The organism is Actinomadura sp. GC306, assembly GCF_004348665.1.
Lineage (GTDB): Bacteria > Actinomycetota > Actinomycetes > Streptosporangiales > Streptosporangiaceae > Spirillospora.
On sequence record NZ_SMKM01000235.1, the window covers coordinates 1 to 10,693 of the forward strand.

General features: G+C 65.8%; 13 protein-coding genes. 5 read left to right on the forward strand and 8 right to left on the reverse strand.

The features are described from left to right. Positions 1 to 212: 212 nt before the first annotated feature. The 4 genes from E1200_RS25820 to E1200_RS25835 form a co-directional block, all read right to left on the reverse strand. Positions 213 to 2,639 (reverse strand): hypothetical protein, encoded by a 2,427-nt coding sequence (locus E1200_RS25820; protein ID WP_131954667.1) that lies wholly within the window; start codon positions 2,637 to 2,639, stop codon positions 213 to 215. A gap of 1,085 nt (positions 2,640 to 3,724) precedes the next feature. Continuing rightward, the gene (locus tag E1200_RS25825; protein WP_131954677.1) at positions 3,725 to 3,904 is read right to left on the reverse strand and encodes a DUF397 domain-containing protein; all 180 of its coding nucleotides are present in this window, start codon (positions 3,902 to 3,904) and stop codon (positions 3,725 to 3,727) included. 16 nt (positions 3,905 to 3,920) lie between these two features. Continuing rightward, positions 3,921 to 4,100, reverse strand: a complete 180-nt coding sequence (locus tag E1200_RS25830) for a DUF397 domain-containing protein (RefSeq protein ID WP_131954668.1) — start codon at positions 4,098 to 4,100, stop codon at positions 3,921 to 3,923. After that, the gene (locus E1200_RS25835) at positions 4,075 to 4,911 is read right to left on the reverse strand and encodes a DUF5753 domain-containing protein (RefSeq protein ID WP_131954669.1); all 837 of its coding nucleotides are present in this window, start codon (positions 4,909 to 4,911) and stop codon (positions 4,075 to 4,077) included. Before E1200_RS25835 ends, E1200_RS25830 begins: the two co-directional genes overlap by 26 nt. A gap of 329 nt (positions 4,912 to 5,240) precedes the next feature. On the opposite strand from E1200_RS25835, the gene E1200_RS25840 reads away from it, so the two are divergent. From E1200_RS25840 to E1200_RS34985, 4 genes are all read left to right on the forward strand, one after another. Beyond that, entirely contained in the window at positions 5,241 to 5,567 is a 327-nt protein-coding gene (locus E1200_RS25840) for an ATP-binding protein (protein WP_165950462.1), read from the forward strand. Beyond that, positions 5,546 to 5,920, forward strand: a complete 375-nt coding sequence (locus E1200_RS25845; protein WP_131954671.1) for a hypothetical protein — start codon at positions 5,546 to 5,548, stop codon at positions 5,918 to 5,920. The genes E1200_RS25840 and E1200_RS25845 overlap by 22 nt, the downstream gene beginning before the upstream one ends. A gap of 102 nt (positions 5,921 to 6,022) precedes the next feature. Then, positions 6,023 to 6,412 (forward strand): CrcB family protein, encoded by a 390-nt coding sequence (locus tag E1200_RS34980; protein ID WP_243708833.1) that lies wholly within the window; start codon positions 6,023 to 6,025, stop codon positions 6,410 to 6,412. Further along, positions 6,409 to 6,768, forward strand: coding sequence for a CrcB family protein (locus E1200_RS34985; RefSeq protein ID WP_243708834.1), 360 nt, complete (start codon positions 6,409 to 6,411; stop codon positions 6,766 to 6,768). Before E1200_RS34980 ends, E1200_RS34985 begins: the two co-directional genes overlap by 4 nt. A 6-nt stretch (positions 6,769 to 6,774) precedes the next feature. Here E1200_RS34985 and sigJ read toward each other — a convergent pair whose 3' ends face one another. Beyond that, complete coding sequence (sigJ, locus tag E1200_RS25860) at positions 6,775 to 7,722, reverse strand: RNA polymerase sigma factor SigJ (protein WP_131954673.1); 948 nt, start codon at positions 7,720 to 7,722, stop codon at positions 6,775 to 6,777. Between the two features lie 158 nt (positions 7,723 to 7,880). On the opposite strand from sigJ, the gene E1200_RS25865 reads away from it, so the two are divergent. Next, positions 7,881 to 8,510 (forward strand): LUD domain-containing protein, encoded by a 630-nt coding sequence (locus E1200_RS25865; RefSeq protein WP_131954674.1) that lies wholly within the window; start codon positions 7,881 to 7,883, stop codon positions 8,508 to 8,510. A gap of 17 nt (positions 8,511 to 8,527) precedes the next feature. Here E1200_RS25865 and E1200_RS25870 read toward each other — a convergent pair whose 3' ends face one another. The 3 genes from E1200_RS25870 to E1200_RS25880 are packed head-to-tail and all read right to left on the reverse strand — an operon-like array spanning position 8,528 to position 10,626. Then, complete coding sequence (locus E1200_RS25870; protein ID WP_131954675.1) at positions 8,528 to 9,451, reverse strand: lysophospholipid acyltransferase family protein; 924 nt, start codon at positions 9,449 to 9,451, stop codon at positions 8,528 to 8,530. Between the two features lie 31 nt (positions 9,452 to 9,482). Beyond that, the gene (locus E1200_RS25875) at positions 9,483 to 10,478 is read right to left on the reverse strand and encodes an NAD-dependent epimerase/dehydratase family protein (RefSeq protein WP_131954676.1); all 996 of its coding nucleotides are present in this window, start codon (positions 10,476 to 10,478) and stop codon (positions 9,483 to 9,485) included. A gap of 49 nt (positions 10,479 to 10,527) precedes the next feature. Then, positions 10,528 to 10,626 carry an AURKAIP1/COX24 domain-containing protein gene (locus E1200_RS25880; RefSeq protein ID WP_018654693.1) on the reverse strand — a complete coding sequence of 33 codons (99 nt, stop codon included), beginning with the start codon at positions 10,624 to 10,626 and terminating at the stop codon, positions 10,528 to 10,530. Between the last annotated feature and the right edge of the window lie 67 nt (positions 10,627 to 10,693).

The window sequence follows — 10,693 nt, forward strand, 5'->3', positions numbered from 1 at the left end:
CGGCACCCCCCACCCCAAGCCGTCGTAGCATCCAACGACCCATCGCCAGATTCTCGCGGCTTACCGTTTCTCGTCACGGCTCAGCCGAGGTGAGGTGTGATGCGGCGCCGCGTAATGCCACCTGGGGTGCGGACGGCTTATGCGTGCCTTGCGGTCCTTCCGAGTAGCAACAGTCCCTGCCCTCCGGGGCAGCAATCTGCCGTAACGGAGATTTACCAGCCCCAAGTCTCCGGATCGGCACGGCGTCCAACTCGATAAATGTCCTCAGAAAGGCGCTCGCTGGTCTCCGACCAACTCCACGGCAACCCACTGTCCGCCACCTTGAGCCACTGCCGATCAAGGTACAGACGAAAGTACTCGCTGCGACCAACTCGGTCGGCAAGATGATGCACATCTTGAATTAGCGACCGATATTGAGAATCAACGATCGGTGTATCCATGAGGATCGCGTCGACGTACGCGAAGTATGCTAGCAGTACTCGGGTTGTATAGGCACCCACGGTGGTAATGCGGTAATGAAGCCTAGGACTATCGTTGGAATGTCGAGGTGCCGCGTCGAGAAGCCTTTTGATCACGGCATGATCGAGTGATGCAGTGATCTGGTCCACGCTAAACCCGAGCTCCTGGGCGAAGTCAAAAAGGGCTTCCGCGGATACGTAGCCTTCTTCGCCGATCCGCTCCCCCAGGATTTGTGTGTGGCTCAGGAGAAGAGGAAGCAGGAAGTGCTCACGACCGTCCGGCTGAGTTATCTGGAAAAGGTTGGCGATCGGGGATGCTTCTGGATCGTAGTAGACTCCATCATCGAAGAGTAGTGCGCGTAGAAATTCGTGCAGAGGAATCTTGTAGCGACCGGACTCCTGAAACGCCCGTAGCATCTTTGCCGTGTCTATATGTCCACTACCGATAAACTCTGTTACAAAATGCAGAGCCAGTCGCATGTTGCCACCAGCCAGATTATCAATCAGAGCCAGAAGCTCCTCATTAGTTCTGAAGTTATCTGCGAGGAGATCGAGGAAAACTTTCAGGTTCTCGCTGTCGAGGGTTACGCCGGCCGGGAGAGAACCGAATCGGCCGGTCTCTCTCAACTGTGCCAGAGCAAAGTCAACACGCCTCTGGAGCATGACATCAGCGCGAGGAGGAGCGATAGTGAAGACCCTGGCTTGATACCCGGAGAGCGTCCCGCTTCTACTGGAACGGTAGAATGTTTCGGGCCTAAGAGTGACGAAAACCGTCGCCGGCCACGTTTGAGCGAGTTCATTGGAGATCAGGAAGACCTGTTCCTGATCTTCACTGCTTCGCTGGTCAATATTATCCAGGAAGATAACGATCTGCTTCCGCCAACTTGCTCGCAGATGTTCCAAACTCGCTTTAAGGTGACCAGGGCGATCCTCGACCTGACGACGGAGGAGGTTGAGACGCTCCTTCTCGTATGCGAGTGGATCGATCTCCTTAAGCCGCCCCAACACGCCTTTATCAAAACGATTCAGCGCACCATGATGTACTGCCTCTACGAACGCGGCTTCTTCGATGTCGGTCCCGTAGGACTCTCTCAGTTGGCGAATCGACTCTTCGACAACAAACGCATCCAAGTGGCTCAGCGTCGTCGACGCGCCAAAATCAATGTAGAGACACAGTGATTCCTCAAAGAGTTCTTCAGCCTCGACGTGCACGAGTCTCTGGATAAACGTCGTCTTCCCTACACCCACATCCCCCAGCAGCACGATTGGGCGTCGCGCGACGGCAGCTGCAAGCATGTCCTGCGTCAGGTTGGCACTCAGGCCCTTCTTGCCCTCGACTGGCGAGACGTCGGGGCCTTTCTCCTGCTTCAGCAGTGCATAGCGAGTGCGGAGGATTTGCTTGCTTACTTCTGCATACTGCGAAAGGGCCCCACTGGAAGCGTAGCATTCGCGCAAGAAGTCAGTACGCAAATCCTCCAGGCGTGTAACATCTTCCAGGAAGAGTTCACCTAGGATATCGAGCCCCGATTGCAGACTATTACGACGCTTTGCTCCAGGGTAAGCGGCGAGGTGTGTCGATAGGGGCTCTGGCGGTGGAGCTTCCTTCAGACGAAGGGTACGAAAAAGGCTCTTTTGATCTACGCCGGGATGAGAAGCGTTATCCCAAAGCAATCGGAAGTCGCTGCGCATGTCAGACAGGCTTGGGAAAACCAGCCCCTTGCCCTTTAGTGGCGGTACACCATCGGTTCGCGCTGCTATGAAAAGCACCAACTGATGACCATTTGTTACTGCTGCGGGTGCAACTCCGTGCCGTGCCGCGTATTCGGCCACTTGCATGAGGGCGTCCTTAAGAGGTCGCCCCTCTTCGCCGCTGCAAATATTTTCCAAACTATGGACGCCGGTTCCAACTCCGGCGGGGAGGTCAAAGTACTTACCTTCACGCTTTGCTTCCACGATGAACTGAATACCGGGTGCGCCAAGCGCATAATCGATGCGGCCGGTCGCAGCTGGTTCCTCACACTTGATGCTCTCCCTTGGCCAGCGAAGCACTTCTACCAGGAGCTGATCAATGAGGTGGAGTCGGGTTGTCGCCTCGTTTCGGTCATCTCCGGCCGCGTGCAATTCGGTCCACGCGATTAGCTCGTCGAGTGAAGCCTTTCCCAGATCATAGAAGCTAGGCAACGCGGACCGGCCCTCAAGAGTAGTACACGGCTGTGACAGGCCAAGCTTAACGGGCACATCGTGCTGCCAACACGACTCCTAGCTCGGTTCCTCGGCACGGGACGGGCAGAGTCCTGGCAACTACGGGGCTTTGGGCGTGATGTGGAGTTCTCACCGCACCTCGGTCACCGTTGCTGCCGGCGTCCGGGCCAGTCGGGTCCCACTACGCACTGGCGTTTTCCTTGACCGACCGGACACACGAACGCTGCGCAACCAACTGTTGGCGGCCAGTTGGTTGTGTCGCCGTTCCCACAGCGGCCGGGGCAACCGACGGCGGCCGGGCCTGTACGGGTGCGAGCTGCGCACGCAGGTGGTGGCGGCCGGTCACGCGGGCGCATGCGGCCCTTGACATCACCCCAACCACTGCAGAACAAGGAAGCGATGCCCTCGGCATAGGCTCCGGCCCGATCCCGGCAGACGATCTCGACACCGGGATGGGGCCGCAGCCAGGCCGCCAGCGTGTCAGCGGTGCGGTCGGTCAGGACCTCGACCGGCCGGTGGTGATGTCGATGAGGACCGAGCCGTAGACACGTCCGCGGCACAGCGCGAAGTCGTCCACACCGAGCACACGAGGCTAATCCACGGCGGCTTCGGGCGGCGCGGATCAGCCGGGTCAGCGTCATGCGGCTCACCGCACCCCAAAGCCGTCCGGCCAGGCGAGCACCCGCCCGGCCGCCCAGCGCCAGCGCGATCGCCTGCAGGGCTTCACCGGCCCCGGAACTGCGGCGGCCGTAGCGGACCGTCAGACCCGGAACCTGCTCGGCGAAGGATTGCCTGGCGCCGGCGTACTGCACCGGAACCGGTGAACCGCAGGTCGATCAGCACCTCCTGCCGGCCGACCGCGGTGTCGGCAAGCCGCCGCTCGTAGCGGCTGTGCCTGCGCCGCGATCTCGATCCGCATTCCGGGCATCCGGCCTCGCGCGTCGTGGTGCGAGCGATGATCCGCACCGAGCCTCCGCAGCGAGTCACCCGGTCCACGCACACGCGGGCCAGGTGGGGAACCAGCACGGTCACCAGTTCCTCACGCCGCCGCGGCCTGCGCGAGGTCACGAGCCCGGTTGCCCGCCCGCGAGCCGAACGGCGTCCCGCAACGCCCTACGAGAGACGATCAGGACCGGCCCGTTGGAATCCTTCGAGTCACGCACGGCCACCTTGCCGTCCACACCGGCCAACTCGACGCACGCACCGCCGTCACTGCCGCTACGGCTGGCCTTGCGCCATGTCATCTCGTCCACGGCGTCCTCACTCGTCCACAGCACGGATGGCATCGCGCAACACCGCGCGGGAGACGACAAGGACCGGACCGTGAGGATCCTTCGAGTCCCGGATAGCTACACGATCCTTCACTTGAGCCAGTTCGACGCAGGAGCCGCCGGAGCTACCACTTCGGCTCGACTTACGCCAGGTTAGTTCCAGTTCCATCTGCCCACTTCTCTTCGATAGTGCGGTTGATCAAGTCGATGCTCATCGTGGTGGGAAGAGCTTGCGTGGAGATCCTTTCGAACCTGTCTTTCAGGGTGGAGATGTCCTCTCGCGCGTCCATCATGATCCCGCGTGCGCTGGTCTCAACGTAAGCGATTTCTTCACCACTGGCCAGAGTCGCGATCATGAACTCTCCTTCATTGCCTGGGTGTCGAGCACCGCTCGGCACGATCTGGATGCTGACATGAGCCGAGTCGGCCTCCATAAGAGAGGTGAGTTGAGGTCGCATCACGTGTGGGCCGCCTACGTCATACCAGAGGACGGACTCGGGAAGGATGTATACGAGGCGGGGTGGTGGAGGACTCGTGCGGGTCAGGATCGCTTGTCGAGCCATTCGGGACTCTACCGCGTGTTCGTCGTTATACAGCAGGGTGTTCGCATAATCCATCGTTTGGAACAGGCCATGGACGACTATCGGGTTGTAGACCTTGAGGGTTCTGGCGTCCTCTTCCACGGTGGGCCACTTGCGGAACCATTCGGGGAAGCCGTCCTTCTTGTTGCCGAACAGGCCGTCGTGTAGGTGGGACAGGGCCTCCTTGGTGTCGAGGACGGCGTCGCAGTGTTCGGCGAAGGTGCGTTCGCAGTGGGATTCGGCTCGTTCGACCGCGCCGATGAAGGACGCGCTGTAGGGGATCTTGTCCGCGAGCTGCTTGATGCTCTGGTTGGCCAGTACACGGTACCTGCGGACTTCCGAGCCGAACAGGTCGAGGGCGCTGTTCGACGGGGTGAGTCGCTTGGGGGGCTGCGGCATTTGAATTCTCCCGATGACCAGTCATGACCCATGACGACCAGTGAATGCCGGGCCATGCTCCGAGTTCGCCTTGTGACGTCGCGTACGCATTCACCAGCATGACACTTTGCGCGATGCTCGGCTACGGGTCAACAGAAAAGGCGGCTGGGATGTTCGAGGCGATCGTTTTGACAGTTCCCCCCGAACCAGGCAAAGCGGAATGCGTTTTCGCCATCAGCCGTCCAAATCGGACAGGGCGCGGGTGAGCGGTGATGTATCAATTCACAAAAGAAGTTTCTGTCGAATGCGATTCGACGATCGTTCTCGAACCGACCGAGCGGGCGCCGGCGATGGCACGGCGGTTCCTCGCCGGGCGGTTCGCCGAGTGGGGCATCGCCGACGATCACGATGGGCGGCTCCTGGTCTCCGAACTCGTCACGAACGCGCTCGTCCACGGGGACGGGCCGATCGTCCTCCGTGTGTTCCAGGACGAGCGCGACGGCCTGCCGATGATCGAGGTCTGGGACGGCGGCGAAGGGCAGCCGGTCATGCGGCCAGAGAACCACGCGGCGACGGGCGGACGGGGCCTGCACATGGTGGCCGGTCTCGCCCACGACTGGGGAACCCGGCCGCTGGTGGAAGGAGGGAAGATCGCGTGGGCGAAGTGCGGGCTCTAGCCGTCCGGGCGGAACGCCACCTGCTGCGGTGGCGCACTCGGCGCGGCCACGAAACGGCAGCGCGGTACCTGGACGACCTCGCCGCCGCCCTCGCCCCGCGCGACTGGCGCTTCAAGAAGTTCTACCGCCGTGAGGAATTCCCCGTCCCCGTTCCGCTGCTCTGGGTCCACGCGCAGGCCACCAAGGACATCGGCATCATCGTCAGCGTCCTCGCCACCCCCGGCCGCACCTGGTCCTACCACGAGGCTTCGCGGGGAAGGCGCGGTTACCTGTGCCCCTGCGGGGACGCCGAGCTGGCCGCCGTCCAGATCGACCGCCTTCTCAAGCACCGGCTCTTCCCGCACACCTGGTGATCCCTGGCCCTCGCCTCCTTCCTACTGTGATCTCGTCAGGCAGGGGGTTCGATGTCCGGGGAAGACGCGCATGGCACCGTTGGGCCGGAAAATGCGCGGCGGGTGTCATGGACGACGCTGGCGGCCGTCTCGGTCGGCGGGGTGCTCGGGTCGCTGGCGCGCTACCAGATCACCGTGGCGTTCCCCCATCGTCCGGACGCGTTCGGGTGGGCGACGTGGAGCATCAACGTGTCCGGGTGCCTGCTCATCGGGGTGCTGATGGTCGCGATCACCGAAGTGCGGCGGGCGCATCGGCTGGTGCGGCCGTTCCTGGGCGTCGGTGTGCTGGGCGGGTTCACCACCTTCTCCACGCACGTCATCGAGGCGCAACGGGCCATGGACGCGGGCGCCGCCGGTACCGGGATGCTCTACCTCGCCGCCACCTTGGCCGGAGGCTTGGCGGCCGTCTACACCGGGGCGAAGCTGACCCGGCTGGCGGTGAGGCGGGCGTGAGCGCGGTGCTGCTGGTCGCGGCCGGGGCGGCGGTGGGGGCGCCGCTGCGGTACCTGGTCGACCGGGTGGTGCAGGCCCGCCACAATGGCCCGTTCCCGTGGGGCACTCTCACCGTCAACGTCGCCGGTTCAGGGCTGCTGGGCCTGCTCGCCGCGCTGCCCGCCGGCCAAGGGCTCACGGCGCTGGCCGGGTTCGGGTTCTGCGGCGCGCTGACCACCTACTCCACCTTCGGCTACGAGACGCTGCGGCTGGTCGAAGACGGCGTCCGCCTCCAGGCCGTCCTCAACGCCGGCATCTCGATCACCGCCGGGCTCGGCGCCGCCTACTGCGGCATGGCCCTGGCCGAGATCTTGTGACCGCTCTCATGGCGCCCCGGCACCCGTTGTCCAGGTGCGGAGTTTCTCAGGGTTGCGTATCACCCAGATGTACTTGATCCGGTCGCCCATCACCTGGAACGCGAACACGGTCACGACCGCGCCGTCCTGCTCGGCCACCAGGCCGGGCTGGCCGTTCACAGTGCGTTCCAGCAGCGCCATGTCGTCGGTTCTGCGGTGGGCGAGTTCGGCCCAGGCGTGTGCGATCTGCTCGCCGCCCTCGATGGGACTCGGGAAAGTGACGGCCAGTCCTCCGCCGTCGCCGGTCGCGGTGGCGTCGGGGTCGAGCAGCCGGATGAGGGCGGCGATGTCCTTGGCCTCCCATGCCCGCATGAAGTCCCTGACGACCTGAGCACGCTGGGCCGCCGGAGTCGCGGAAGGCTGCGCGGCGCGGACGCGGCGGCGGGCCGAGGAGGCGAGCTGGCGGCATGCCGCCGGGGTGCGGCCGACGATCTCGGCCACTTCGGCGAAGGGGTGGCAGAACACGTCATGCAGGATGAACGCGACGCGCTCGGCCGGGGTCATCGATTCGAGCACGACCAGGAAGGCCAGGTTGAGCGACTCGTCCAGGGTGACCCGGTCGGCCGGGTCGAGGGCCGCGGCGCCCGGACGCCCGATGGTCCACTCCGTGCGCTCGGGCAGCGGCTCGGGGATCCACTCGCCGACGTAGGTCTCCCGCCGGACGCGCGCCGAGGAGAGCAGGTTGAGGCAGATGCGTCCGGCGACCGTCATCAGCCAGGCGCCGGGGGACTCGATGGCGTCCCGCTGCCGCGGGGTCATCGCGTACCAGCGGGCGTAGGTTTCCTGCACGACGTCCTCGGCCTCGGCAAGCGAGCCCAGCATCCGGTAGGCGAGATTGATCAGCCGGCGCCGCTCGCTCATGATCGCGTCCAGGCCCGGATCGGTCCGGTCGTGTCCCTGCAGCGGGTCGGTCATGGCGCGTACGGCTCCCTGGTCGCTTCTGCCCTCCCCCATTCGACAGGACGGCGCACTGGAATGTGAGGCCCGGTGCGCCGCCTGACATTCCGGCGGGCCGTCCTGTCGAACCGGTGACACGAACACGTCATCCAGCGGACAGGGAGATCAGAGGCATCATGACCACCTCCATGCCGGCCACGCCGTTCACCGAGCCCGCGCCTGCGCAGCGCTTGGAACGGGCGGCCGCCGCGCTGAGCGCCAACGGGTTCACCGTGGAGATCCTCGACGACGCCGCCACCGCACGTGCCCGCATCAAGGACCTGATACCGGACGACGCCGGCGTATTCACCGGGGCCAGCGAGACCCTCCGCCTGTCGGGAATCGAGGAGGACATCAACACCGGCGGGCGCTACCAGGCCATCCGGCCCCGCGTCCTGGCCATGGACCGCACCACCCAGGCGGACGACATCCGGCGGCTGGCTTCCGCACCGGACGTCATCGTGAGCAGCGTCCACGCGGTCACCGAGACCGGCTCCCTCGTGATCGCCTCCGGCAGCGGGAGCCAACTGCCCGGCTGCGCCGGCGGCGCCGCCCGCGCCATCTGGGTCGTCGGCGCGCAGAAGGTGGTGCCCGACCTGAACACTGCGCTGCGCCGGGTCGAAGACCACTGCCTTCCGCTGGAGACCGCCCGGACCCAGCTGGCCCACGGGTGGCCCAGCGCCGTCAACCGGATCCTCGTCCTCAACGCCGAACCGCGGCCTGGGCGCGGCACCGTCCTGCTGCTCCGCGAGGCGATCGGATTCTGAGCCGGCGGAGCCGGCTGTCAGAGGAAGGCGGGGCCTCGGCGGAGGAGGGTGTCGTAGAGCATCTGCTGGACGTTCTCGCGGACGTGGTCGGTGAGCTCGAAGACCGTCATCGGGTCGTCGGCCGCGTCCGCGTCGTACTCGTCCAGGGACATCGGCTCGCCGAACTGGATCATCCACTTGGACGGCAGCGGCACGAGCCCGGCGGGGCCCAGCAGCGGGAACGTCGGGGTGACCGGGAAGTACGGCAGGCCGAGGAGCCGGGCCAGCGGGCGCACGTCCGCGATCTTGGGGTAGATCTCCTCGGCGCCGACGATCGCGCACGGGACGATCGGGACGCCCGCCTCCAGGGCGGTGCCGACGAAACCTCCGCGGCCGAAGCGCTGCAGCCTGTAGCGCTCGGCGAACGGCTTGCCGACTCCCTTGTACCCCTCGGGGAAGACCCCCACGAGCTCGCCCTTGGACAGCAGCCGGGCCGCGTCGGACTTGCAGGCGAGGGTGTGCCCCGCCTTGCGCGACAGGTGGCCGAGCACCGGGATCTGGTAGACGAGGTCGGCACCGAGCAGCCGGACGTGCCGGCCCGCGTGGTCGTGCACGCCCACCGACAGCATGAGCGCGTCCAGGGGAATCGTCCCGGAATGGTTGGCGACCAGGAGCGCGCCGCCCTCGGGGATGTTGTCCAGGCCGACGAGTTCGACGCGGAACCAGTGCTCGTACAGGGCGCGGGCCAGCGGCAGGAGCAGCGTGTCGTTGAACTCGGGGTCGAAGCCGAACTCGTCCACCTCGTACTCGCCGGTCAGGCGGCGCCGCAGGAACGCGAGCCCGGACGCGATGCCGCGTTCGAGCGGGCCGCGATCGGCGTGGCCGGACGCGTCGTCGTCGCGGGCCGGGGCGAGGTGGATGACCTGCGCCCCCTCGTCCTCCTCGCGGTGGGCGTTCATCATCGGGGCCTCTCCTTCACGCACGTCGGAGCGTTCACCGCCGTCCGAGCAGCGAGGTGATGCGGCCGTGGCCGAAGCCGTGCGCCTCGGCGAAGTCGGCGAAGGCGGCCTCGGAGCCGTACTTCGGACGCCACGACAGCTCGTCCCCCAGGGCGGTGGTGTCGATCACCCGGCCGTAGGTCAGCCAGCGCAGCAGCTCCGGCGAGAAACCGGACAGGCCGGCGAAGCGCCGTCCCACGTCCCCGAAGACCGCGTGCGCCGGCGACGGGACGGGCACGTAGGGGCGCCCGGCCCGGCGCAGCGCCTGCGACAGCAGCAGGACGCCGTCGCCCGCGACGTTGTAGCAGCCCGGGTGGTCCTCGACGGTCATGCGGCGCAGCACCTCGACGCCGTCGTCCTCGTGGACGAACTGCAGCCGCGGGTCGAAGCCCAGCACCGTGGGGACGACCGGCAGATGCAGGTACCGGGAGAGCGGCGAGTCGACGCCGGGGCCGAGGAAGTTCGCGAACCGCAGCACCGACACCGTCAGGTCGGACCGGCGCCGCATCAGGCCGCGGACGTAGCCCTCGACCTCCACCGCGTCCTTGGCGTACCCGGACGTGGGCGCCTCGACCGGCTCGTCCCGCTCGGTGAACACGGCGGGGTCCATCGGCGACGACCCGTACACCGCGGCCGAGGACCGCACGACGAGCTTGCGCATGTCGGGCGACCGCTGGCACGCCGCGAGCAGCTGCATCGTGCCGATGACGTTGAGTTCCTTCACCTTCGCCCGCGGCACGGACGAGGAGGTCACCAGGTTGAGGTGCACCACCGTGTCGACACCGGCCGAGGCGATGATGTTCGCGATGCTCGGCGTGCGGATGTCGACGCGGACGAACTCGGTGCGGCCGAGCGGCAGCTCCGGCGGAACGGTGTCCACGCCGATGACCCGTTCGATGGTCGGGTCGGCTTGCAGGGTGTTCGCGACCCGCGCCCCCAGGAAACGGGACACACCCGTGACGAGGACGACACGGGCCGCGGCGGCGGGCATCGAGGACACTGTGCGCCCCACCCCTTACGGCTGATCTGCCGGCGGTCGACTACTTCTTGTTGCGACGCTGGATGCGCGTCTTCTTCAGCAGCTTGCGGTGCTTCTTCTTCGCCATCCGCTTGCGGCGCTTCTTGATGACAGAGCCCACGAGACCTCGCTAGGTATGTCGGGTGTTGTGCAGGAGGCGGCCGTGCCGTCGGCGAGCACTTCTAGGT